The organism is Bradyrhizobium sp. 157 (assembly GCF_023073815.1).
Taxonomy (GTDB): Bacteria; Pseudomonadota; Alphaproteobacteria; order Rhizobiales; family Xanthobacteraceae; genus Bradyrhizobium.
The window spans coordinates 95,890-120,106 of the sequence record NZ_JADPKF010000111.1 but is presented as its reverse complement, the minus strand read 5'-3'; the positions used below and the strand labels follow the sequence as shown (position 1 = coordinate 120,106).

At 59.8% G+C, this 24,217-nt stretch carries 15 protein-coding genes and 5 pseudogenes; 10 read left to right on the top strand and 10 right to left on the bottom strand.

Going from position 1 to position 24,217, the window contains the following annotated elements:
* Nucleotides 1-77: 77 nt before the first annotated feature.
* Nucleotides 78-232: pseudogene (locus IVA95_RS34740) on the top strand (IS5/IS1182 family transposase); the annotation flags it as partial.
* 597 nt (nt 233-829) lie between these two features.
* On the opposite strand, the gene IVA95_RS34735 reads toward IVA95_RS34740, so the two are convergent.
* The 3 genes from IVA95_RS34735 to IVA95_RS34725 all read right to left on the bottom strand — a co-directional run bounded on the left by IVA95_RS34735 (nt 830) and on the right by IVA95_RS34725 (nt 2,267).
* Nucleotides 830-1,450, bottom strand: coding sequence for a hypothetical protein (locus IVA95_RS34735; RefSeq protein WP_247514608.1), 621 nt, complete (start codon nt 1,448-1,450; stop codon nt 830-832).
* 347 nt (nt 1,451-1,797) lie between these two features.
* On the bottom strand, nt 1,798-1,980 hold the full coding sequence (locus IVA95_RS34730; protein ID WP_247514661.1) for a hypothetical protein: 183 nt from the start codon (nt 1,978-1,980) through the stop codon (nt 1,798-1,800).
* The gene (locus IVA95_RS34725) at nt 1,935-2,267 is read right to left on the bottom strand and encodes a hypothetical protein (RefSeq protein WP_247514607.1); all 333 of its coding nucleotides are present in this window, start codon (nt 2,265-2,267) and stop codon (nt 1,935-1,937) included. Before IVA95_RS34725 ends, IVA95_RS34730 begins: the two co-directional genes overlap by 46 nt.
* A 1,113-nt stretch (nt 2,268-3,380) precedes the next feature.
* Between IVA95_RS34725 and IVA95_RS34715 the strand changes: the two genes are divergently transcribed.
* Entirely contained in the window at nt 3,381-3,551 is a 171-nt protein-coding gene (locus IVA95_RS34715) for a hypothetical protein (protein ID WP_247514606.1), read from the top strand.
* A gap of 45 nt (nt 3,552-3,596) precedes the next feature.
* Nucleotides 3,597-3,773 carry a hypothetical protein gene (locus IVA95_RS34710; RefSeq protein WP_247514605.1) on the top strand — a complete coding sequence of 59 codons (177 nt, stop codon included), beginning with the start codon at nt 3,597-3,599 and terminating at the stop codon, nt 3,771-3,773.
* Nucleotides 3,774-4,212: 439 nt separating this feature from the next.
* Here the strand turns inward: IVA95_RS34710 and IVA95_RS34705 are convergent, their stop codons facing one another.
* Nucleotides 4,213-4,416, bottom strand: coding sequence for a cold-shock protein (locus IVA95_RS34705; RefSeq protein ID WP_247514604.1), 204 nt, complete (start codon nt 4,414-4,416; stop codon nt 4,213-4,215).
* A 133-nt stretch (nt 4,417-4,549) separates the two neighbouring features.
* Between IVA95_RS34705 and IVA95_RS34700 the strand changes: the two genes are divergently transcribed.
* On the top strand, nt 4,550-4,762 hold the full coding sequence (locus IVA95_RS34700) for a hypothetical protein (protein WP_247514603.1): 213 nt from the start codon (nt 4,550-4,552) through the stop codon (nt 4,760-4,762).
* Nucleotides 4,763-4,787: 25 nt separating this feature from the next.
* Complete coding sequence (locus IVA95_RS34695) at nt 4,788-4,958, top strand: hypothetical protein (RefSeq protein WP_154070762.1); 171 nt, start codon at nt 4,788-4,790, stop codon at nt 4,956-4,958.
* Nucleotides 4,959-5,272: 314 nt separating this feature from the next.
* Here IVA95_RS34695 and IVA95_RS34690 read toward each other — a convergent pair.
* A pseudogene (locus IVA95_RS34690) lies at nt 5,273-6,632 on the bottom strand (IS1182 family transposase).
* Nucleotides 6,633-7,071: 439 nt separating this feature from the next.
* On the bottom strand, nt 7,072-10,416 hold the full coding sequence (locus IVA95_RS34685) for an adenylate/guanylate cyclase domain-containing protein (RefSeq protein ID WP_247514602.1): 3,345 nt from the start codon (nt 10,414-10,416) through the stop codon (nt 7,072-7,074).
* Between the two features lie 1,351 nt (nt 10,417-11,767).
* Here IVA95_RS34685 and tcmP point away from each other — a divergent pair.
* Nucleotides 11,768-12,670 carry a three-Cys-motif partner protein TcmP gene (gene tcmP / locus IVA95_RS34680; protein WP_247514601.1) on the top strand — a complete coding sequence of 301 codons (903 nt, stop codon included), beginning with the start codon at nt 11,768-11,770 and terminating at the stop codon, nt 12,668-12,670.
* Here tcmP and IVA95_RS34675 read toward each other — a convergent pair.
* The 3 genes from IVA95_RS34675 to IVA95_RS34665 all read right to left on the bottom strand — a co-directional run bounded on the left by IVA95_RS34675 (nt 12,628) and on the right by IVA95_RS34665 (nt 14,861).
* Nucleotides 12,628-13,380, bottom strand: a complete 753-nt coding sequence (locus IVA95_RS34675; protein ID WP_247514600.1) for a DUF5131 family protein — start codon at nt 13,378-13,380, stop codon at nt 12,628-12,630. The genes tcmP and IVA95_RS34675 overlap by 43 nt on opposite strands.
* Before the next feature lie 53 nt (nt 13,381-13,433).
* On the bottom strand, nt 13,434-13,934 hold the full coding sequence (locus IVA95_RS34670) for a hypothetical protein (protein WP_247514599.1): 501 nt from the start codon (nt 13,932-13,934) through the stop codon (nt 13,434-13,436).
* A 222-nt stretch (nt 13,935-14,156) separates the two neighbouring features.
* Complete coding sequence (locus IVA95_RS34665; protein WP_247514598.1) at nt 14,157-14,861, bottom strand: hypothetical protein; 705 nt, start codon at nt 14,859-14,861, stop codon at nt 14,157-14,159.
* A gap of 341 nt (nt 14,862-15,202) precedes the next feature.
* On the opposite strand from IVA95_RS34665, the pseudogene IVA95_RS34660 reads away from it, so the two are divergent.
* Together IVA95_RS34660 and IVA95_RS39215 are read left to right on the top strand one after the other, a co-directional pair.
* Nucleotides 15,203-15,376: pseudogene (locus IVA95_RS34660) on the top strand (recombinase family protein); the annotation flags it as partial.
* Nucleotides 15,353-15,427, top strand: a pseudogene (locus tag IVA95_RS39215) (hypothetical protein); the annotation flags it as partial. The pseudogenes IVA95_RS34660 and IVA95_RS39215, both read left to right, overlap by 24 nt.
* Nucleotides 15,428-15,463: 36 nt before the next feature.
* Here IVA95_RS39215 and IVA95_RS34650 read toward each other — a convergent pair.
* Nucleotides 15,464-15,602 (bottom strand): annotated as a pseudogene (locus IVA95_RS34650) (transposase); the annotation flags it as partial.
* 165 nt (nt 15,603-15,767) lie between these two features.
* On the opposite strand from IVA95_RS34650, the gene IVA95_RS34645 reads away from it, so the two are divergent.
* Together IVA95_RS34645 and IVA95_RS34640 are read left to right on the top strand one after the other, a co-directional pair.
* Nucleotides 15,768-23,696, top strand: coding sequence for a SpvB/TcaC N-terminal domain-containing protein (locus IVA95_RS34645; RefSeq protein ID WP_247514597.1), 7,929 nt, complete (start codon nt 15,768-15,770; stop codon nt 23,694-23,696).
* A gap of 2 nt (nt 23,697-23,698) precedes the next feature.
* The gene (locus IVA95_RS34640) at nt 23,699-24,085 is read left to right on the top strand and encodes a hypothetical protein (RefSeq protein ID WP_247514596.1); all 387 of its coding nucleotides are present in this window, start codon (nt 23,699-23,701) and stop codon (nt 24,083-24,085) included.
* Nucleotides 24,086-24,217: the final 132 nt, after the last annotated feature.

Sequence of the window (24,217 nt, the reverse complement as noted above, 5' to 3'; positions counted from 1 at the left end):
GCGACTTAACCTTGCAATTTGATTTTTGCGATTCCCTTGGTCGGCGAAGCAGGATTCCCTGTCCGCATCGGGGGACGATGCGACCGAAGCCGCACAAGGCGATGGGTGAAGGCGATCTGTTCCGGGCGCGGTCGACCTGATCATCAATCTGAAGCACGAACTGGTTCAGCTCGCCGGCAAGGTCGATTGGGACTGGATCGACGGGGAGATCGCGCCACTCTACAGCGAGAATGCCTCCGCCGCGCAACCGCGACTGAGGATAGCGAAGTCGTCGGCATAGGAGACGACGCAAACGTGCCGAATCCAACGGGGGCGGGCCAGCCCCACGGTTTAGGCCAGGGATCAATTGAACAACGGGCGTAGCCGCGTTCGCGATCAGATCAGCGAACATCGCTTCATGCTCATCGGCGAGCAACTCTGGCAGATTGCTAACCTCCTCGACATATCGGTCATTAAGTCCAAATATTTTTCGGAGAGTGCCGGATAGGTAGAAGGCTGAAGGCACAGAAATTATTGTCGCAGCAAGCTTCGGTCATCCGCGTCCGACATGCTGGCGAGCGGTGCTGAAGTATCGGTCGAAAAGGATTACCATTCTCGAATGGCTCGGCAATCGGTCATGTCCGTAAGGAAGTATGGCTTAGGACGCGGCCGTAATATCCACATCAGCGCTCGCATCAAAGCTAGCTTGGGAGCTCATTTCGCATGAAGATCCAGCGACCCCATCTTTGCTGTTTCTGCTGGTGCGCTTCGCCTCTCTTCGGTCGTGGCTCTGTTCTGAATTGGAATCGCGTGCAGCATGGCGCAAGGCGGGTATCAGAAAAAATTCCGATCAATGTTTGGCCATGTCGCCGCGAAGGGCGGCGATCTCATTTATCGCTCTGTCGGATAAGCCTATGGCCCGAGCTTGGTTCTCGAGTTCTAGATGCAGCTCGGCGTCCGACATCCTAGCAAACTCGTTCGGTCTTCCAATCTCCTGGCGGTGGATCCGCATTCCTAGGAAATCCGAGCAAAGTCGGAGACCGTCGACCGCAGCTTTCAAATTGCGCTTGCCGTCGAACTGGCCGGTTAACCGACCGTCCTTATCGAGTATTGGTGATCCGCGGAGGGCGAGTTCTACCGCATATTTGGCCCGCTCAATGATCCATGATTCATCCAGGCCTGCCTTTTTGGTCGCTATTTCGCGTGCTTTGCGCTCATTCTCGACCCGGTCGGCAACGATCTCATGGACCCGGCCGGCGATTGTGGGGCTTGTGCAGAGCCGGTGTGCGTTCGCTGGCTTATAGACGTACCCACCAGCTTTGTACGCGTCCCGCTGACTCTTGCCCGCCGCTAGGGCTTGAGCGACCAACTCGTAACTAGCTTTGGGTAACGCGGGCATTGGCGTGGGACCTTTGAACGATTGGTAATCGCTTAATATCCCAGATTTATCCAGATCTGAAGCGGTCGACATCGACAGCCGTCCTCAATGCTGCGTTCTCCGAGCGTTTCGGCGTCGCTAGTTGTCGCAAGTCCATCGCATACCATTGAAAGCAGAGTGCTGGGCGACGGACTTGCGACACGGGACCGCGGAACACACGACCAGCTTATGGCGGCCTCACTGAGAGCGGCTTGGGCGGTCTGCTACAGAGGACATCGCGAGAGGGTTTTAATGGACGGATGAGGCTGGCATAGGCCCTGCGGCACACTGCGTTCGTGACCTGGAGTCCGTTCCCCCTATGAACGGACGTCACCGAGCACCAGTGCCACCGCTTGGGATGATTTTCGCATACCCATCCAACGCCGAAGCAGGTGGGACAATCAGGATTTATCATCCCGAGAAAGTCCTTTGAACGAACTGGCACGTAGTAGACCTTCCGATGTGATATCCCGGTACTCAACGTCGGCGAAGAATTTCGGTTCAACCCATGTCGTCTTCGGCTTCCTGATGGGTCTGGTCAGCTTTGACTTCGGGCTGACCACGGTGTCGAGTTGCTTTCTGATCTGGCTAGAGACAGTGCGCGACCACCAGTCCCCACCTTGCCCATGTAGACTAAATCTTTTCCTTCCCGCTTGCCGAGGTACAGCGCCGCGACGCCGCTAGGGTCTTTGACAAAACCGACGACAGGGAATTTCCCCTTCTGCACAGCCTTGATTTTCAGCCACGCTTCATGTCGCTCTGATCGATATGGCGCATCTGCCCGCTCTGAAATGATGCCCTCCCAGTTCAGCTTGGCGGCATGCTCAAACATCTTCTGCCCGTCGCCAACGAGATGTTCGGAAAAGAGCACTGGAAGTTCGACGTCGTTTTCGCCAAGCAGGTCTAACAGGAGTTGCTTGCGCTCAATCTGCGGGAGTTTACGAAGATCTCCATCGAGAGGAGGTCGAATGCATAGTAGACCAGTCGATCCTGTCTGCCCGCGGCAAGTTCGGCTTGAAGTTCGAAAAAGCTGGTGCGCCCTTCATGGACGATCACTACCTCCCCATCGATGATTGCTTGACCCGGAATATCGAGGGCGCCAGCAATGGTGGAGAAGCGTTTAGTCCAGTCTAGCCCGTTACCGGTGTAAACCCTCTTGTGACCGTCGTACTTGATCTCATGGAGCCACTGGTCGCTCTTCGGCGCCTTACCTCAGCGTCGCAAGCTGGGGTTTAATGAAGCCCGGCATCTGAGTGCGCTTTGACAATAACTCAACTCACACCGCCGGAAAGCGGGCATTCTTGCGCAGTTCTCAGAAATCTCGAACAATCAAGGGAGGTGATCGTTCCTGCCACCACCAATGCTGTATGGCTTGTTGAGGAAATAGTCGCGGTTACCCCGCGCCTTTTCAGCGTATTGATCGATCGCCACTGTGATCGCTTGGACGTGCTAATAGCAGTAACCCTCTCGCGTTGCCCGCTGCCGCACTTCGGCAAGCGCGTCGATCCATGGCGAGTTGTCCGCCCTCTCGTCGTACCATTTCAAGGGCTCTGTCATCACCAGCTCCGGCCGCCAAGCACGCGCCCCGTCGTTGGGCCGCCCTCCCCTTTCTTCAGCCGGTCCCGCTCGTCACAGAGGCCCTCGATCTTCGCCAGCATTCTTTGCAGCAAAAGTTCAGCCGCTGCAGTCGATATGCCGGCGCTGAAGCTGGAGGATTTCCTTACGCTGCCTTCCGACCTGGACACGCATGTGCTCGATTTCGGAACGAACGTGAGTGAGGCCCATAACGCTCCTTGATTACTCTCTGGATTGTGCGGACGAGCCCTTCCGCCCTGCGCTCTAGCTGGTCGTAAAGGCGAAGCCGCCTGAAAAGGATCTCGATTTCACGGTCGTTCATGCGGGCGTTGAACCGCGGCCATGTCCGCGAGTTTACCGAGCCAGGGAAAAAATATCATTGGGCGCGCCGGAAGCTGAAGAGAGACCAATGAAAACGGTCTGGATTTACGTAGATACCAGCAAGCAGGTCGGCGACCGTGACCATCTCAAGGTGTTTGCAAACTCGGACCTTGCCGATGAGTGGTTTCTGGTGAACGATCCTGAAGGCGCCGTGTTTGAATACGAGGTCATAGACGCCGTGGATGACGAAACCGGGTAAGGCCGCTCACGGCATCGCCAAGACCGAAGTTGATCATCACAGGAAATGCCCGGCTGGGGGCAGTGGTTCGATATGCGCGACCTTCGTCAAGTGTTCGAGCATATTCATGACGCGGGCGACCCCGAGCACATCAAGGTCTTCGCCTCCACGGACGCCACTGAAAGATGGTTTGAGGAAAACGACCCCGAAGGCGTAGCCTTTGAGTATGAGGTTCTGGAATGAACCGCATCGGTCGCAGGACCGCATACGCGATGGTCGTTATTTTGGCGCTGGCGATCATCTGGCAGGTGCTCGGATCGCTGTAGACTGTAGGACGCCGCCAACTAAAATACGGCCCCAGCGGGCTTTGGGGTGCTGGGGCCGTAAGTAAGGAATATGCGTCAGTGCCGAGAAACAAACTGGGTTCGGCACATCCACTTGATAGCAAATGGCAGATTACCTCGTACCTACTCTATTGGGTGTCCAATCGGATCTTTGGGGTGCCCCATCAGGCCGTTGTTCGAACCGGCGCGAATGGGAACGGGAGGCAGCTAGGCGCGTTGATGCTGGCGCCAGTCATCCGACGCCCCCTTTGACTTGGCGCATTGGAACGACCGCCCCAGTTATTGTGAGGGCTGGGGCCGTTTCCATTTCAGATGCCAGCGAGCCGACAAAATTTATTTTATCCGACTCTCAGATTTTCGGCGGACGTCTTGCCACGGTTGCTCATTTCTTCGTAGCTCACCTTGGCACCCTCATTGAGGCTGCTCAGTCCCGCTTTTTCAACGGCCGAGATGTGCACGAAGACATCCTTGCCGCCACTGTCGGGCTGAATAAATCCATAGCCCTTTGTCGCGTTGAACCACTTCACTGTACCTATCGCCACGTCTATTCTCCCCATCGATTCGAAAACACGATAGGATGGTGACAGAAATCCAGCGAAACAAAGGGCCCCCCAGGGTGAACCCTCGCACGAAAAGCCGCCGCAGGGTTGAGTCAGCGAAGAAGGCGAAGATCCGATGAAAGAAAGCACCCCAGCCAAAATCACGGCGTCCGTAGCCGCTGCAAAAGGGATGGCTCAAAAAGCGCTGGCGAGCAGCCCAAACCCTGAGTGGACTGAGTCCGAAATGCGATCAATTGACGAGTGGGTCGCCCTTCAGGATGTGAAACTCGATCGCCCCGAAGCTATCCGCCGCCTGGTCGAGCTGGGGCTGAAGGCGAAGGCGAAATGAAGATCGGCAACACAACGAGGGCGCGATGATTTCAGTTTTGATTGGGGTTTTAATAATCGTCGTCGTCGGCGCAATCTGCTTTTGGGCCATCGACAAGTTCGCCACCGACGGTCGACTAGCAAATCTGCTTAAGTTGCTCGTGGTGCTCGTTTGCCTCGGCGCAATTGTGCAACGAGTGCTGCCGCTGACATATTAGCCGAATTCAAATCCAAGAAAGATAATCATCGCCGCTTCTGACCAAGCCTTCGAGAGCGTTTGCCTGTCGTGCAACGCTTCGCTTCCGTGAGAGTCCGAATTCTGCCGATCATGTCAAATGGGTCCGCACTGCTAGCCGCACGTCCGCGATAACCCCGGGAACGGACATCGTCAGACCGCACCGGCAAGTCCGCTTTGTGCCGATTTTGTTGCAAAGGTCGGTTGAGACCGATGGATGTTGGCCGGTCGTTTCACTACACTGCTGCGATCGGCTTTGTCTGCCGGCTCCCCGGCGCTCTCTACTCAACTCCTACGCTACGCAACACACGGCGCATGAACGGGTGGCGGTCGGGCAACTAGCGACGCGAGCCGTCGGAGGTTCTGGGCGATTGCAGCCAGAACAAATTCGTCCTGGGCGCCTCGTGGACCACGCAATCGAAGCCGGCCGAGCTTCAGAATGCGCTTCAAGTGCGCGAACCGCATCTCGATCTTTTTGCGCTCACGGCGTGACTGCTCGAAGGCTTCAGTGTCGGCAAGCGAACGGGCAACATCTCGGGCGTGTTCGTGGATGTCGCGCGGGATCTTGCGCGATGGGTCTTTCCTGCGGTTTGAGCGGGCATACATCGCGGTCGAGTTTGCTGGCGCGATACAGAAGCGTCTTGCCCTCATGCACGGTGCCACTCGTGCCAAGCCGCTTTCCGCCTGGGCAGTGGTAAACGTCGCTCGTCGGATCATATCGAAAGTCGCTGCGCGAGAAGGTGCCGTCATCTCGCTTCGATTTATCGAACACGGGAATATGGGGCGCGATGCCTTTCTCCTCGACCAGCCAGTTCAGCATTGGAGCTGCCCCGTAGGCGGTATCTCCGACAAGCCGCTCCGGCTTGAGGCCGAAGCGCTCTTCTGTCCGCTCGATCATGGTCTTCGCCGCGCCGACCTCGGCCTGGCGAATGGTGCGGGAGGCCTCGACGTCAACGATGACACCGAACTTCGCGTCGATGAGATAGTTGTCGGAATAAGCGAAGAATGCCGGTCCCTTGTGAGCGCCGGTCCACTGGGCCGCGGGATCGGATGGCGAGACGAACTTTGGCACGACGTCGCTGGCAGCACCCCACGCCGTATTGTCGAGGGTCGCCAGATACTCCTTCACCGCGCGGCTGGACCTCGCCGGATCGCGATCCCTGCGCCAATCCTGACCTGCGATCGAGCGCTGCTTATTGGCGTCGGCCGCAATCAGGCTCGCATCGACGGCAAAGCCTTCGCCACCAACCAAACCGGCCGCAATACACGCCTCGACAACCCGCTCGAACAGGCGACGGAAAACCTCTCCCTCGCGAAAACGTTCGTTGCGGGCGCGCGAAAATGCCGAATGATCCGGGATAGCGTCCTCGATACCGAGCTTGCAGAACCAGCGATAGGCCAAGTTCACCTGCACTTCACGGCAGATCAGCCGCTCCGAACGGATCGCAAACACATATCCCACGACCAGCATCCGGATCATCAATTCCGGATCGATCGACGGGCGACCCATCGACGAATAGTGAGGTGCAAGTTCGCTGCGGAGCCAGGAAAGATCGAGGGCACTGTCGATCTTTCGCACCAGGTGATCCTCGGGCACCGCGTCGCCAAGATGAAACTCGTAGAACAGTTGACCTTGGTCACTCTTCAGACGGCCGATCGTGGATCGACCTCACCGAGATTCGCGTCAACGTAACGGAATCACGGTTCGTGGCCTGCCTCAACCGACTTTTGCAACAAAATCTGCCATGAACGGACTCATGCAGTGCAGCAAACAACGCTCGCGCGTAATCCGCGCTTCGTTGACACCAGGAATAGTCGGTAGAGAGCCCGTTCTAATGCCTTTGTCTTCGCTACGTTATCCAGCGATTGAGCGCACCGCGTGATGCATTGCGGACTCTAGTCGAACAGCGCACCATGTCCGAAAAGCGCCTAATCTCGGACGGCACGGCCGGTCTCGGCTATGTCCGTTGGTCGCCCGGTTCAGTTCGAGATCACAGAGCAGACCAGGGACACGGTCGGACGGAGGATCCAAGGCGCCGACCTTCGGCCCGGAGGGGTCCTCTTTCCCAGCCGAACGGTGGCGCACGCAGTCGGTGTCACTCCGTGAGCCGCTCCAGCAGCAATTTGGCCTCCTCGAGGACCGGCGTGTCGAGGCCCTCGGCGAACCAGCTGTAAATTGGTGCGAGGAGGTCGCGGGCTTCGGCGCGTTTGCCCTGGTCTCGCCAAAGGCGCGCGAGGCACGTGGCGGCGCGAATCTCCCATAGCTTCGCACTTTGCCCGCGCGCAACGGCGATGGCTTTTTGGAGGCATTTCTCAGCCGCCACAGGATCACCAACGGTGATCAGCAACTCGCCGCGAACCCGATACATGTCGGCTTCGGTCCAACGCTCCTGAGTCGCTTCGATCTGACGCTCGGCCTCGTCGAGCTGTTCTAGTGCTTCCGTTGGCCGACCGGCCTTCCCAAGGGCTTCGGCAAACCACGTCCGAACTAGCGGTACGACTGTGACAGCCCCGGTGGCCCGATATTTTGCTAGCGCATCGGTGAGATCTGCGAGAGCTTCCTCAGTGCGACCCAGCATCGACAGGCTGTGGCCACGGCACATCAAGGCCCCCGCCTCAAAATAAGGAAAACCGTGTTCCACGCAATGTGCCCTCATCTCCTCGATCCGTTCCAATAAGATTGCGGGGTCTGATTTTATGTGTTCGAGGGTGAGCAAAGAGATACAGCGCACCATGGCAAGCGTGTGGGCATGCTGGCGCTGGTGCGCCTGTGCGAGTGCCTCCTCACGTCTTGCGCGTGCTTGATCGAGATAGCCAAGATAGGTCAGTGACCGAAATGAAAATGTGAGCGCGGTGACATATGGGTTTTGGGTCCACCAAGCCTCGGAGGGGTGCGGCGGTTCGAAGAGTGCCATCGCCCGTTCGGCGTAATCGCGCGCGGCGACGAAGTCACCGACGTGAAACCACGTCACAGCGCTGAACGTGCAGCCCTGGAATTTCACATCGGCGTCGTTCCGATGCTGCCCCAGGTCGACAAGCTCCTTGCTCTCCTGACACGCCAGCGCAAGCTCGCCTGCGATGAAGTGATACGAGGCTTGCCCGACCAGTAGCATGGCAAGCTGAGATGGTCGATCGAGCTGTTGGCAGAGCTGGCGTGCGCGTGCAAATGCCTTTGCCACCACGGGCGCGGCATAGCCCTCCGTCGCGGTCAGCGTCATGCCGAGAAGCAGCTGCAAGTCGAGCTCAAATTGCTGGCGATCAGGGCCGTCTGACAGGCCGGTAAGAAGGTCCAAGCCTTTGTGCAGTTGCGCTGAGGCTTCCATCATCGCCGAACGCGCCAGGGCCTGCTGTCCAGCCTTGAGCCGATAGGCAACTGCCTTCGCCGTTAGGCTCGCTTCGGCGCAGTGCTGAGCGAGCAGCGCCGGTTGCGTCGCCGCGATCTCGGAAAATTGGCTCTCCAGTGTCGCGATGATTCGGGCATGAATCTGCTGTCGTCGGGTGCGCAGCAAGGTGCTATAGGCCGCGTCCTGCACCAATGCGTGCTTGAAAGTATACTCGGCGTCGGGCGCTGTCCCTCGCCGGAAGATCAGCTCGGCGCTCACCAGCTGCTCCAGCGCGTCATCCAGTTTGATCCGGGGCATCTGAGCGACGGCGCTGATCAGCACGTGCGAGAACGAACGCCCGAGCGCCGCTGCAATCTGCGCCACCTCTCGGGTTGGAGCCAATCGATCGAGCCTTGCCAGGAGCGAGGCGTGGAGCGTCGTCGGGATGGCCAGCGGCGCCGCTGGCCCCGTCACCGCGTAACGGTCCCCGGCGACTACCACCAATCCGCTCTCGACAACGGACTTGGTCAGCTCCTCGATGAACAGCGGCACGCCGTCGGTGCGATCGATGATCTGCTCGGCGATCTCCTTGGGCAACGCCTTGCCGCCGGTCACAAGCACGATCATCTCGGCGCGCTGCCGCGGTGTCAGGCGGCTGAGGTTGAACAGCATCACGTGCGGCTGTCCGATCCAGGTCGGCGTGAACTCCGGCCGGAAGGTGATGATCACCAGCACCCGCAGGGTGGCCACCCGATCAATGAGCAGGTCGAGTGCTTCTCTCGTCGTGGGGTCGCTCCAATGGACATCCTCGAATATCATAAGCGCCGGCAGTTGAGCGGCGAGTCCCTCGACCTGCGCAATCAGCGCCCAGAGCGTCTTCTCCTTGCGCTTCTGCGGGGCAAGATCGAGCGCCGGGTAGCGCTCGCCGGTCGGGATCGACAGTAGGTCCGCGATGAGAGGGGCGGCCTCACTCAGATCGCTGGTCGCCTGCGACAGCACCGCCTCGACTTTGTCGAGCCGTTGCTCTGCCGTGTCCTCGGTCCGGAACGCGGCGGCGCGTTCGAACTGGGCGATGATCGGGTAGAGTGCGCTGTCCTGGTGGTGGGGCGAGCAGAAATACCGCAGGCGGGTATGGGGCTCGCCGGCGAGCCGGTCCGCGATGGTCTGCGCGATGCGCGATTTGCCGATGCCCGGCTCGCCCGATATCAGCACGACCGAGCCGTCACCGCCTTTGGCCTGGTCCCAGCAGCGCATCAGCAGTTCGGTTTCTTCCTCCCGGCCGACCAGCGGCATTGTGGCCGTGCGCAAGGCCTCGAAGCGGCTCTCGATGGCGCTCGCGCCCAGCACCTGCCACGCCGACACGTTCTCAGCAAAGCCCTTGAGAGTGACGGTTCCAAGATCGCGATATTCGAAGAGGCCGCCAGTCAGCCTGCGGGTGCTCGATGCGATCACCACGGCGCCCGGTTCGGCCAGCGCCTGGAGGCGCGCGGCCAGATTTGGAGTCTCACCGACGACCGCCTGCTCCTGCGCCGCGCCCGCGCCAATAAGGTCGCCGACTACGACCAGCCCGGTGGCGATCCCGACACGCACCTGCAAGGGGAAATCGGCGGCTGTCTTGAGCTTTGGCACCGCCTCAACAAGGGCAAGCCCGGCGCGCGCCGCCCTCTCGCCGTCCTCCTCGTGTGCGCGTGGGTAGCCGAAATAGACCAGCACCCCATCGCCCATGTATTTGGCGACGAAGCCGTCGAACCGGTCGACCGTCTCTGCGACGCATTTGTGGTAGGTTCCGATAACGGCGCGCAGATCTTCGGGATCGAGCCTCGTCGAGAGCACGGTCGAGCCCACAAGATCACAGAACATCACGGTGAGCTGGCGGCGCTCCGCGTTGTCCCGTTGCTTGGGCTCGGGCGACAGATGTGCGGGTGGAAGTGCGGCGGCGCCGGCAAGCTCGGCAGTCGCCGCCAGCATCTTGCGCCGATGCCCAAGCGAGACGCCAAGCTCTTTCAAATCCTGATCAGTCAAATGACGCAGGACGGAGACGTCGATATCGTTCTCGGTAAAGCGCTGGGCGTACTCGGACAGACCGAGCGAAGCCAGCCACTCCGTGATCGTGGCCACCTGCTTCCCCTCGCGATTCCGCCGTAGAGCACGACAGAATAGCCTCACGGGGCAACAACGACAAGCGATTCAGTTTGTCGCCCCTGGTGACGTTGAGGCACAGATGAGCAGGTAGGAGACGTGGCACGCGCTCGTGCCGCCGAAGCGGTTCGCAACGGGGCTGCCGTGGGGATGGCAGGGGTCGGTATGGCCGCAAGCGCTCTTCCACAAGCTTCCGAGTGGCCCGAACAAGCGGCTCGTCGAGATCGGCCAGGGAACGCATTTCGTTATGTTGGAGAAGAATTGGATACAGCTTTTCCTGGAGGTGCAATTCTTCCGCGATGGGGCACACCGGAACTGACAATACCGGCTGCGTTGCCAGCGCTATCGCACAGTTCTCAGCGTCGCAGATTGCGAGCGCTGCGACTTCCGTTGTGGGTCAATCGCGTCATTTTGGTCGTCGGCCGGCTACTTCCGGTCTTCCTCTGATTGTGTTGCAAAAGTCATGTGCCGAAGGTGTCAAAAATTCTGAGGGCCGCAGGCGCGATTTTCGTGTAGAGATCTGAGGGGACCTCATCGCCTCACACTAAACTCATAGGCGACTTCGCTAACGCGATTGAGGTTATCCGAATCGTCGATCGCCTCGCGTTTTAAGGTTTCACCAAAAATTCGGACTGATGCAACTTTCGAGTTTTGCGACAGTATCCCTCTGGAAACGGACATCGTCGACCGCCTCGGCATGTCTCAAACGTGCCGAATCCAGCGGGGGGGGGCGGGCCTATGCCGGCCCCGCCAATGCGCTGAACAGTTCCTGTGGGGAGAAGAGGACCGAACGCCGCCAAATGTTCCGGTGAGGCTGCCATAGCCCTTAAGATGGCTCCGCTGGAGTAACCCCTTCAACCAAGCCTAGCATTGCGGCAACACGAGCCACCGGCCATGCTTGTCGCAAGTCCGTCGCCAAGCATTTTGCTTTCAATGGTATGCGATGGAGTTGCGACACTTGCGCCAGCCGGAAGTCTTCGCCTCCGCTCCCGGGCGGACGAAAACTGGTCACGTTAAGGGACGCTGCCGACTACATCACCGGCCTGCCGAAAAAGGGAAGCCGACCAGCCGGAATGACAAGCTGCTATCGAGGTGCTGATGCTGGTGTCGCGAGGCGGTCCAACAATGATGGCGCGGAGCGGTTCACGAAGGCGCTGAACCGTCACGTCGAGCGGGCTTTTAATCCCGAGCGCAAAGATACCCATTGGGGGAAACGGAAGCTCAAGCGGGATCAGTGACAGTCGGTTCTCGCGTAATTCGGTATGATCCGCCCTTGCTCACGCCTTCCAGTTGCGAAACTATCTGATCGGAAAAGCTGGTGTGGGTGGTAATGGCTCAGAGCAATCATGAATTTGGCGGCATATCCACGGACCTTAAATTGTCTTTGGTCGGCGGGTATCTGCACCAATTTACGAAGGCGTTGCGGCCTCAATTCGAAAACCTTTGGTATGTAGACGCCTTCGCGGGCACCGGTGAGAGAACGGTTATCATCCCAGGTCGCGCCGCCGATATGCTGGGACCCGAAGTCGATGCACGGGTGGAGCGCCGAGCCGGATCAGCGAAAATTGCGATCGATGTCTCGCCGGCCTTCGACAGACTGGTATTCATGGACAAAAGGCCGAGACACGTCGCAGCGTTGAACGATTTGCGATCCGCAAACCCATTCCGAAACATCTCTGTAGTTCCGGGTGACGCCAACGCCGAAATCATGAACCTCCTGGGGGAGCAAAAAAGCTGGGCACGGACACGGGCTGTGATGTTCCTCGACCCATACGGGATGTCGGTTGAATGGCGAACTTTGGAGGCGATCAGGAGGACGGAAGCAATCGACGTTTGGTATTTGGTTTCGCTTTCCGGGCTATTCCGTCAAGCAACGCGCGATGCTGAGGATTTGGACGCGTCAAAGCGCACTGCGCTTACCAGAATGATCGGAACGCCAGATTGGGAGAAGGACTGGTACGAGATGAGCCAACGTACCAACCTTTTCGGCGACACGGACGAACGTCTCGCGCGCACAGCCGAGGTCGATGATATGGAAAAGTATTTCGGTGCGCGGTTGGCGGGGCTGTTTTCATCCGTCCTGCCCCCTCTGCGCCTGAATGATGACAGAGGCATTCCCCAGTTTGCGCTGTTCTTCGCGATTTCAAATCCCAAGCCCGCCGCCATCGGTCTGGCCTCGCGGATCGCGGGTCACATTCTCAAGTCTGGCATCTCGTCGAAGGTGCGCCCGTGAAGCGTGCGGCCTGTCGCTTTTTTGTTCTTTCCGCCCCACTGCTTGAAGAAAAACGCCGTATCTGAGCGGCGGCACATCGCTTCGATTTCATCGACCCACTCAGGCTTCATCTCCCGAGCGCGCGGACCACTTTCTCCGCCCACGATTGCCCAGTGAATGTCGGTGAGGTCACCCGCCGCCACGGACCCGATCAAGGGTTCCAGCGAAACAAACCTGACCGCCGTGGGTACCCGGCGAACTGCATCCAGCCGATGCAGCACACGACCATCTTCGACGCTGGTACCGAGCCAGACGTTCGGGAGAACTTCAAAAGGGGCCGCAGCCAAAACTTCAGCCATTCTCTCGGGTCGTTTTGTAAGGATTTGGTACGTATGGCGCGGTGTTTCCTTCATCACCGCCCAAACCTGCGCAATGAACTCCACGGGCACATCGTCATGAAAGAGGTCCGACATGGAGTTGACGAAGACCTTGCGCGGTTTAGACCACGCCTTCGGTACGTCGAGCGTCGCATGGTCTAGCCGGATTTTGCCCGTCCAAACCGCTCTCCTACCGCTTTTTCTGGTGAGCCCGCGGTACTTCTTGGTGCCCATAGCGTCGAGCCGAGCCGCCATACGCATGGCATAACAATTTGTGCAGCCCGCTGTCAGGATCGAGCATCCTGCGACTGGGTTCCACGTCGCGTCCGTCCATTCGATGGATGTTTCGGCCATAACTTCCTCTCAAGGCTTCATAGAACAATCTCAAGAAAATGGTTAGATTTAGTTTACGCGGTGCGTCGCGAGCGCGGAGGAGTGGCGACGCTAACCCCCGGACCACCCGAGCCGGGCAAAGACGCATCAGCGGGGGTCGGACGATTGGCGGCGGGGATGCTCATGGGGTTTTTACCGGTGCACAGAACTGTTCCGTTACCGCCGTCGTTTCCTCGGTGACGTTTCAGCCGTTCGTCTTTTCCTTGCCAACTTATGCTCGATCTAAGCATCTTGATTTGCGCGTACGGTTTCCAGTCGACCTTGGACAGCTTGACGGGAGGCGCACCGCAGAGGTTGTGGGCAATCGCTTTCTGCACACCAGTGCTGACGTCGCTCATGTGGTCCTCGACCACGGTGGTGAAGCGCGCCTTGTATTGGCTGTTGGCTGCGATGAAGTCCTTGCAGAAGATGACCCGTTGGCCTCCGTGGGCGTTGATGTAGGCCGTCTGCGTTTCGTATTGGAGACGGTAGGCGAGTTTGTTGGCGTTCGGATCGGATTTCACCGCTTCGAGCATGGCGCGGTGGTCACTCGAAGGTGAGCACATCTTGGGCGATATGCAGTGCCGCGCCCGCACGCTGCGCATCGACACGCCATTGCTTGACTTATCCCGAGCACATGTCGTCGCGTACGAACTTGGTCGCGCGAGAGCCGAGTAGGGTAGTAACGAAACGACCGCTTTCTGAGGGCGCAAAAGCGGCGGTGAAAGGCTGTGTCAGCTAATTACCAATGGGCAACATCATTCGATCAGTTCGTTAGACGGTCCTAGGAGAAGCGCAATTTTCGACTCTTTCATCCCGACATCCGACACCGCGACATAGACGTTCGCATCGTCCGCAGCGGAGCCCCATTGCACGCCGCCGAGCGTGCTGCCTTGTCCCACCCGGCGCTGCCAGAGGATGGCGCCATCGCGATCCGGATCAAGCGCGTGCACCATGCCTGATTTCTGCCCGGCAATGAGCGCACGCCGTCCGTCAGGTAAATCGACCAGGATTGGAGGGGAGCCGAAATCGAAATCGGGACCCTTGGTGCCGGGGCAGTTAGAGCGATACTGGCCGCTGCACGCCATATTGTATGCATCACCCTCGGTCATCTGCTGCGACCATGCGAGCCGTCCGGTGGCCAGATCAAAGGCCACAACCGCGCCGGAGGTCGTGGAGGCCGGGTCAGATAGCTGTCGCCCGTCGTCGCGTAGATCCGGTTTGTTTTGGGGTCGATGGTCGGCGACGACCAGATCGCGCCGCCCGAGGGTGCGAAACCGATTGCCCTGTTCGTCCTGGAGGAGACCGGCCAGCAGGCTCGGGTCTTTGGCATCAAGCCGGACGTAACGGGCATGGCTGTTCGCGGCGAGGTTGGGCCTGCACGGCCGTAAAGGTCTCGCGGTCGACGATAGGTAGGTGCTGTCCGGGGTAACGCTTCTCCTTATGGCCGATGTCGCCGGCATAGACCGGACTCGCCAAGAGCCGATAGATCTCGCCGCGACTGAAGGGCCGGCTGCCATAAGTCCTGCCGGTGGTCATGGTGGTCGACCCCGGTCTAAACATCTTGCGACGATGCAGCTCGACCTCGACCGCCGCGACGGAGGCTGTATCGCGGTACAGGCTGAAGACCGCGCGGATGACCTTGGCCTTGGCCTTCTGAATTACCAGAGTGCGGCCGTTTGTTCGGTACCCCAAGGGGACGTAACCACCCATCCAGAGGCCCTTCTTCCCGGAACCCGCGAACTTGGCCCGGATGCGCTCGCCGGTGACCTCGCGCTCGAACTGGGCGAAGGACAGGAGAATATTGGATCGTCCCGCCGTGCAGAGGCTTTTCGCCGATATCAAGGCCGGCACGATCGACACCGTAGTAGTCTATAAAGTCGACCGGCTAACGCGCTCGCTCGCCGACTTTGCCAAGATCGTCGAGACCTTTCACCAGCACGGCGTCTCATTCGTGTCGGTTACCCAGCAGTTCAACCGGTTGTCAGTGGCGGGCTATCCCGAAGGACCTGCCGCCGCGCTCGACGTTGTACGATTATTTCGACCTGTGGAGTTGGGATCGCACGGTGGAGAGAATGTACATGAGGCCGTTCACAACTTCGCGCATGATCACTGTGCGTTTTTCGCCGCCGCGCCTGCCTGGCGGAATCAACGGTTCGACCGGTTTCCATTCGTCGTCGGTGAGGTCGCTGGGATAGCGCCAAATGGCTGCGGTGTTACCGCGCGCGGTTTTCATTCGTCCACTTCGGCGGCTCCTCCGAATCAGGCCACCTCTCTTGAATCACAAATGATTCATAGGATTCAACTTCTTCCCAGACAGACACTTAGGCATTGCCCGAATCAGCCTTTCGCGTCGCGCGATTAGTGCTATGATGAAACGATCTAGGGATCGTCGGTCGGAGGATTCCTCTATTAATCAGCGCGCCCCGTTCGCCGGCCCGGTGGCAACGAAGCCTGCTTCAGACGCCGCTTCGGGCGATAACTTTCGTGTAAGCGCTCCGCAGGTTTCGCTCCCGAAGGGTGGCGGCGCCATCCGCGGCATTGGCGAGAAGTTCGCGGCTAATCCGACCACGGGCACCGGCTCGATAAAGGTGCCGATCGCCACATCACCCGGACGTGGTGGTTTCGGTCCGCAGCTTGCCCTTTCCTACGACTCCAGCGCCGGCAGCGGACCATTCGGATTCGGTTGGAGCCTTTCGCTTCCTGGGATCACGCGCAAGACCGAAAAAGGCCTGCCGCAGTACAACGACGTTGATGAATCGGATGTCTTTATCCTGTCGGGGGCAGAAGACTTGGTGCCGGAGTTCAAAAAAGATGCTGCCGGACGATGGATCATCCAGAATGGCAGGCATGTCGTTCACGACACGCTGCGCACGGTCAATGGTATTACTTATGTGGTTCGTCGCTATCGCCCTCGAATCGAGGGCCTGTTCACTCGCATCGAACGCTGGACCCGAGAGAGTGATCGCGATGTTCATTGGCGATCGATTTCCAGAGACAACATCCTAACGCTCTATGGCAAGGACGCGGACTCGCGCATCGCGGACCCCGAAAATCCCCTGCGTATCTTCGCGTGGCTGATCTGCGAAACGCGCGACGACAAAGGCAACGCCATTCTCTACGGTTACAAACGGGAAGACGGCGCCGGCGTCGATCTCAGCCGCGCTTGCGAGCGCAATCGAGGCGGTCGCGACGACCCCCGGCGTACCGCCAACCGCTATCTAAAGCGTATAAGTTACGGCAACCGCAGGCCGCTGCTGAACAGTGCCGGGCATCGGCCGCGCTTCCTTGCCGATCTGCCCGTGGCACAAGTCCAGAACGCCGCCTGGATGTTTGAGCTGATCCTGGATTACGGTGAGCACCACGCCGACGTGCCGAAGCCGGACGATACCGGCGTGTGGACGTCCCGAAGCGACTCCTTCTCGACCTACCGGCCTGGCTTTGAGGTACGCACGACGCGTCTGTGTCAGCGCGTTCTGATGTTCCATCACATACCCGACCTGGCTACCGGAGAGACAGGCTACGAAGGCTTGGTTCGTTCTACCGACCTCACCTACTCTCACCAACTGGATCCGGCCAGCGCACGCAACCCCGTCTATACCTTCCTGCACGCCGTCACGCAGACTGGCTACCGACGCAACAACGGTAGCTACGAAAAGCGGAGCTTGCCGCCCGTCCAGTTCGAATACACGCAGCCGGTCGTGCAGGACACGGTGGAGGACGTCGACTCTGCGAGCACCGAGAACTTGCCCATCGGGGTCGACGGTGCCAGCTACCAATGGACCGATCTGCACGGCGAAGGCATTCCCGGCATTCTCACCGAGCAGGCTGGCGCCTGGTTCTACAAGCGCAACTTGAGCCCCATTAGCCAACGGCCGGTCGAGTTCGCGCCCTTGGAGCGCGTAGCGGCAAAACCGAATCTGGCGCTGGCCGCTCGGAAGGCTCAGTTCATGGACCTGGCGGGCGACGGCCTGCCTGACCTAGTCGTACTGGATGGCCCCATGTTGGGCCTCTATGAACACGACGAGGACGAAGGCTGGCAGCCCTTCCGTCCATTCACGTCGCGCCTCCACCGCGACATGCACGACTCCAACCTGAAGCTCATCGATCTCAATGGCGACGGCCACGCGGACGTGTTGATCACCGAAGACGACGCCTTTGTTTGGCATCGCTCGTTAGCCGAGGCCGGCTTCGGCTCGGCGCACCGCGTCGGTCAAGCACTCGATGAAGAGAAGGGCCCCCGTCTGGTCTTCGCTGACGGCACCCAGTCGATCTATCTGGCGGACTTCGATGGCGATGGGCTCACCGACCTCGTGCGGATCCGCAACGGCGAGATCTGCTACTGGCCCAACCTCGGCTACGCCCGTTTCGGCGCTAAGGTGACGATGGACAACGCGCCCCGATTCGACGCCCCGGACCAATTCGACCACGCGCGTCTCCGCATCACGGACATCGATGGTACCGGCACGAACGACATAATCTACCTGCACCGCGACGGCGTGCGCCTATACTTCAACCAGTCTGGCAACGGCTGGAGCGAGCCGCAGCAACTGAATGTTTCCCCGCGGGTGGACAACCTTGTGTCCATCGTCGCGGCCGACCTGCTTGGCAATGGCACAGCCTGTCTGGTCTGGTCATCGCCGCTGCCAGGCGATGCACGTCGGCCGATGCGTTACATGAATCTGATGGGCGGCCACAAGCCGCACCTGCTGGTCAAGACCGCCAACAACCTCGGCGCCGAAACCGTCGTCCAATACACCTCGTCCATCAAGTTCTATTTGCAGGACAGGCGCGATGGCAAGCCGTGGATCACCCGGCTGCCGTTTCCGGTGCATGTGGTCGAGCGGGTCGAGACACGCGACCATATCAGCCGCAATCGCTTCGTCACGCGCTATGCCTACCACCACGGCTACTTCGACGGCGTGGAGCGCGAGTTCCGCGGCTTCGGCATGGTGGAGCAGTGGGACACGGAAGAACTTGCGGTGCTCTCGGCCGCGAGTACGCTGCCTCCCGCCACCAATGTAGATGTCGCCACGCACGTGCCGCCGGTCCTGACCAGGACCTGGTTCCACACTGGCGCCTATCTGGGCCGCGACCATGTCTCAGATTTCTTCGCCGGACTGCTCGATGCCATGGACAAGGGCGAGTACTACCGCGAGCCGGGTCTCAGCGACGCGCAGGCCAAGGACTTGCTGCTTCCCGACACGGTGCTGCCGTCTGGCTTGACTCTGGACGAAGAGCGTGAAGCCTGTCGCGCCCTCAAGGGATCGATGCTGCGCCAGGAGGTCTATGCTGTCGACGGCACGCCGAAGGAAGGACATCCCTATACCGTCGCCGAGCAAAACTTCAGCATCCGAATCGAACAACCCTGCGGCGCCAATCGTCATGCAGTGGTTTTCGCGCATCCCGGCGAGACGATTAACTACCACTACGAGCGCAACCCGGCTGACCCGCGCGTTGAGCACGTCCTTACGCTGGAAGTCGACGCCTTCGGCAACATGCTGAAGGAAGTTGCCATCGGGTATGGCCGGCGGCAGGCCGATCTCTCACTTCCGCTGCCGGCCGATCAGGACAAGCAAACCCAATCGCTGATCACCTATACGGAGCATCGGGTCAGCAATGCGATCGACGTTGCCGCAGCCTTCATCGATGCTTACCGCACTCCGATGCTGTGCGAGGCACGTACTTATGAGTTGACCGGCTACGTACCGACCGGCACGGGCGGGCGATTCCAGTGCGCAGATTTCGTCCAGCTCGCAGGCGGCGTGCTGACGCACATCTTTGACAGCGAAATCGATTACGAGGAGCTACCAACCGCGGGCAGACAGCGTCGTGCGATCGAACAGATCCGCACGATCTACCGCGCGGATGATCTGAGCTCGCTTCTGCCGTTAGGCCAAGTCGAATCCCTGGCGCTATCCGGCGAGAGCTACAGGCTGGCCTTCACACCCGGGCTGCTAACTGAGGCGTTCCGGCGCAATGGCCAGCCATTGTTGCCGGTCCCCGCCAACGTACTTGGCGGCCAGGGCGGCGATCGCGGCGGCTATCTGGCGAGTCAGCAACTCAAGGCGGACGGGCGGTTTCCCAACAGCGATCCGAATGATCACTGGTGGGTACCTTCCGGCCGAACGTTCCTATCCCCCGGCGGGAGCGACACGGCCGCCCAGGAGCTCGCATACGCACAGAGCCACTTCTTTCTGCCGCAGCGGACCCGCGACCCGTTCCACAGCAACGCGGTCGGCACCGAGAGCGTCAACACGTATGATACCTACGATCTGTTGATCGTCGATACGCGCGACGCACTGGGGAATCGAGTCACCGTCGGTGAGCGTCGACTCAACGGGACGATCGACCCCAGCAAGCCCGGCAATGATTACCGCGTGCTCCAGCCGGCGCGGGTGATGGATCCCAACCGTAACCGTTGCCAAGTGGCTTTCGACGCGCTCGGCGTGGTGGTCGGCACAGCTGTGATGGGCAAACCCGAGGAAAGCCTCGGCGACGCACTCGACGGTTTCTCCGCCGACCTGACCGAAGCCGTCACCCTCGGCCACTTGGCGAATCCGCTCACAGACCCCGATGCTGTCCTCGGTCGGGCCACGACGCGGCTAGTTTACGACCTTTTCGCCTATCACCGCACGAAAAATCTACCGGCGCCGCAGCCCCCTGTCGCCTATACTTTAGCGCGTGAGACGCATGACGCCGATCTCCAACCTGGCGCGAAGACCAGAATCTACCACAGCTTCTCCTACTCAGACGGCTTCGGCCGTGAGATCCAGAAGAAGATACATGCGGAGCCCGGGGCGCTGGTCACGGGCGGCCCGATCATCAGCCCGCGTTGGGTAGGCAGCGGCTGGGTCGTCTTCAACAACAAGGGCAAGCCGGTCCGCCAATACGAGCCGTTTTTCAGCGCCACGCATCGTTTCGAGTTCGGCGTGCAGATCGGCGTCAGTCCCATCCTGTTCTACGATCCTTTGGACCGCGCCGTCGTCACTCTTCACCCCAATCACAGCTACGAAAAGGTGGTGTTCGACCCGTGGCGACAGGCCACGTGGGATGTGAACGACACCGTGCTGGGCGACCCGCGTACCGACGCGGACATCAAAGGCTACACCGCCGGCTACTTTGCGGGGCTACCTACCAGCCCGCCTGCGCCGTCGTGGCAGACCTGGCACGCGCAGCGGCAAGGCGGCGCGCTTGGACCAGATGAGCAAGCGGCCGCCGGCAAGGCCGCCGTTCATGCAGGTACGCCGACGACGACGCACTTCGATGCGCTCGGCCGCCCGTTCCTTACGCTGGGGGATAACGGTCCGGATCCGGCGCAGCCTGCCCGGCATCTGCTCTTCGCCACCCGCGTCAAACTGGATATCGAAGGTAACCAGCGCGAGGTGCGCGATGCCATCGAGCAGGCAGGCGATCTCCGAGGGCGCATCGTTATGCGGTACGCCTACGACATGCTCTCAAGCCGCATCTATCAGCTCAGCATGGAGGCTGGCGCACGTTGGATGCTCAATGACGCGGCCGGTAAAGCCATTCGCTCGTGGGACAGTCGCGGACACGGCTTCCGCGTGGAATTCGATCCGTTGCGCCGTCCGCTGCGGACGCTCGTGACCGGCGCCGATCCTGCTAACTCCAGTCAGGAATTGCTCACCGAGCGCCTGGTTTACGGCGAGCAGCACCCGCAAGCCGAACTGCTCAACCTGCGCGGCAAGCTCTATCTCCACCTCGATCAGGCCGGCGCGGTCATCTCGGAAGCCAACGACTTTAAAGGCAATCCGCTGCGCGTCTCGCGCCGCCTGATGAGCGGGGTCCAGTACCGGCAGGCAGTCGACTGGCGCGCAGTGGACGCCGATCACGTCGCATTGCCGACGAGTGCCACGGCATTGCTCAATGCTGTCGCGCTCAATGCCGCTCTCGCAGCTAGGCTTGAAGCCGACGCCTACACCAGCACCACTACCTACGATGCGCTCAACAGCCCGGTAACTCTGACCACGCCGCATACGCCGGCGATGCAGCCCAGCGTCATCCGGACCGGCTATAACGAAGCCAATCTTCTCGAGCGCGTAGACGCGAACGTGCGCGGCACCATCGCTGGCGGTCACCCCGTGTGGACGTCGTTCGTCAGCAAGATCGACTACGACGCCAAGGGCCAACGCCAGCGCATCGACTACGGCAACGGCGCCAGCACGCTCTACGACTACGATCCCCTGACCTTCCGGCTCGTCCACCTGCTAACGCGTCGCGCCGCGACTGCTTTCCCCAATGACTGCATCCAGCCGCCGCCCGCCGGCTGGCCGGGCTGCCAGATACAGAACGTGCACTACACCTATGATCCGGTCGGGAACATCACGCGCATTCGTGACGATGCGCAGCAGACGGTTTTCTTTCGAAACACGCGTGTCGAACCGAGCGCCAAGTACACCTACGATCCCCTCTACCGGCTGATCGAAGCCACCGGGCGCGAGCACTTGGGCCAGGTCGGCGGCGCACCGATCCCGCATTCGCATGACGATGCGCCCCGCGTCGGCATCGACTGGTCAGCGAACGATGGCGCCGCCATGGGGACCTATGTCGAGCGCTATGTGTATGACGCGGTCGGTAACCTCCTGGAAATGCAGCATCGCGGTAGCGCCCCCGTGCATCCCGGTTGGACCCGCGCCTACGCCTACGGCGAAAACAGCCTGATCGAGGACGGCACTGGCGCTGCTTTGCTCAAGACCAACAACCGCCTCACCAGCACGACCGTCGGCAGCAATCTCCCACCGGTGGTCCACTACGTCTACGACGCCCACGGCAACATGATCCGCATGCCGCATCTGGGTGGTGCGCATCCTGCTTCCAACATGCATTGGGACTATCAGGATCAACTCCGGCGGACCGATCTCGGCGGCGGCGGGACGACTTACTATGTCTACGATTTTGCCGGGCAACGCGTGCGCAAAATCTGGGAAAAGTCTGCAGTGCTTGTCGAGGAGCGCATCTATCTGGGCGGCTTTGAGATCTTTCGGCGGAGACAAGGGGCGCAGCGGCTGGAGCGCGAGACGCTGCATGTCATGGACGACAGTCAGCGCATCGCCCTGGTGGAGACGCGAACTCTGGACACGGCGGGCGATGACTCGGCCCCACAACAACTGATCCGCTATCAGATCGGCAATCACCTCGGCTCGGCCATCCTAGAGCTGGATGATGAGGCGCAGATCATTTCTTACGAGGAATACGCGCCCTACGGAAGCTCGACCTATCAGGCAGTGCGCAGCCAGACGGAGACGGCGAAGCGATATCGGTACACGGGCAAGGAGCGGGACGCAGAGAGTGGGCTCTACTATCACGGCGCAAGGTATTACGCGGCATGGCTAGGGCGGTGGACAAGCTGCGACCCTGCGGAGCTGATAGACGGTGTCAATCTCTATGCCTACGCGCGATCCAACCCGGCACGATGGATTGATCTGGCCGGCACCGAAAGCACTGAGACAGGCGTCGCCAAGAGATTCGCGGAGTTGGAGAGCGCCTATGGCAGAACGGTCGCGCGGCCGATCCTCGGCCGTACATTGACGCCCGGTGATTACAGACTGACGCCAAACGAGATCGCCCAACTGAGAATTCGGGCCGAAAGCCTGCATCAGGTCGCGAAGGCCATGCAAGATGCGGGACTCGAACAGGATGCGTCGATCATAAGCCACATCATCGGCAATCTGAAGACTGACGCATTAATCGCGGAAGCTCAATGGCGGCAACTATCGCCAGCCGCCAAAAATTACTGGACCATGAAACGCGATCACCCGGAGTGGCAAGTCAAGAGCAATGCCTTTTTAGACATGACGGGAGCAATAGTTGAGGAAAGCCAGAGTGCCGATGTCCAAATCGTCATGTCGATTTTTACGGCAGGATTAATGCGCGCGGCTCCACCCAAGGCATTACCGCCAGGGCCGCCGCCACCCAAGGCGTTGCCGCCGGGGCCGCCGCCACCAAAGGCGTTGCCGTCGGGGCCGCCGCCACCCAAGATGTTGCCTCCCGGTCCACCGCCTATTCCGGCGACAATTGGTCTTGGCGGCCGGGTACTCAATGCTGCCGAACATGCGGCGTTCGAAGGCTTTGCCGTTAGAGCGAAAGCACTTGGTTGGACTCAGAGTCCATTCAGGACCGGTAGCTGGGGAAAGATCACGGGTGGAAAGTTCCAAGAACTCGGCCGCGTCGATGTCGCCGAAGCGGGTAGGGCTGGATGGAGGGGAAGGACGCATGTACATATTACGGGACAAAAAGGACACCTCAATCCAACCACTAAGCTTCCTGGGGAGAAGTGATTATGAAGGTTCAGGATGTTGAGCAGCTGGACTACCTACACGACGCGCTCTTAAAGAAAATCACATTCGCCTCCACCGACAAGAACAAGAATTTACTAATGAACGTTATTTGTGATGACGACTGCGGTTACCCAGACTGGTGCGGGAAAAAGCTAGTTGTAACATTTTCCAACGTAGTTCGAGCGTCTGGAACACTGTTAGGTCATATCACAGGATACGACACAGTGCAGTCGCTTGACGAAGGAGCGTCTGAGGACATGAAGGAAGGTCTCCGTCAGCTATCCGAGATGGGGATCGTGCCTCCACAAATCATAAGGAGACTTATTTTGCACAGCGGGTCCGAGCTCGAGATCGCGTGCGATTCTATTGATGTCGGTCCAGATGAATAGCCCTAGTGTAAATTGAAAATCCATCGCTCTGATTATAATCTCGTGCAGAGCTACTAGCGTATAGGTCACCTATAGTAGGAAGAACGTTGCAGAGCGCGACTAGTATTGAACCACTAAGACCTTATTTGAGCA

Bases quoted from the DNA above. Each gene is read 5' to 3' on its own strand.
- IVA95_RS34715 (WP_247514606.1), top strand. From the start codon at position 3,381: ATGAAAACGGTCTGGATTTACGTAGATACCAGCAAGCAGGTCGGCGAC.
- IVA95_RS34735 (WP_247514608.1), bottom strand. From the start codon at position 1,450: ATGTCGACCGCTTCAGATCTGGATAAATCTGGGATATTAAGCGATTAC.
- IVA95_RS34645 (WP_247514597.1), top strand. From the start codon at position 15,768: ATGATGAAACGATCTAGGGATCGTCGGTCGGAGGATTCCTCTATTAAT.
- IVA95_RS34675 (WP_247514600.1), bottom strand. From the start codon at position 13,380: ATGGCCGAAACATCCATCGAATGGACGGACGCGACGTGGAACCCAGTC.
- IVA95_RS34670 (WP_247514599.1), bottom strand. From the start codon at position 13,934: ATGCTCGAAGCGGTGAAATCCGATCCGAACGCCAACAAACTCGCCTAC.
- IVA95_RS34640 (WP_247514596.1), top strand. From the start codon at position 23,699: ATGAAGGTTCAGGATGTTGAGCAGCTGGACTACCTACACGACGCGCTC.
- IVA95_RS34700 (WP_247514603.1), top strand. From the start codon at position 4,550: ATGAAAGAAAGCACCCCAGCCAAAATCACGGCGTCCGTAGCCGCTGCA.
- IVA95_RS34665 (WP_247514598.1), bottom strand. From the start codon at position 14,861: ATGCCGGCGACATCGGCCATAAGGAGAAGCGTTACCCCGGACAGCACC.
- IVA95_RS34695 (WP_154070762.1), top strand. From the start codon at position 4,788: ATGATTTCAGTTTTGATTGGGGTTTTAATAATCGTCGTCGTCGGCGCA.
- IVA95_RS34710 (WP_247514605.1), top strand. From the start codon at position 3,597: ATGCCCGGCTGGGGGCAGTGGTTCGATATGCGCGACCTTCGTCAAGTG.
- tcmP (WP_247514601.1), top strand. From the start codon at position 11,768: ATGGCTCAGAGCAATCATGAATTTGGCGGCATATCCACGGACCTTAAA.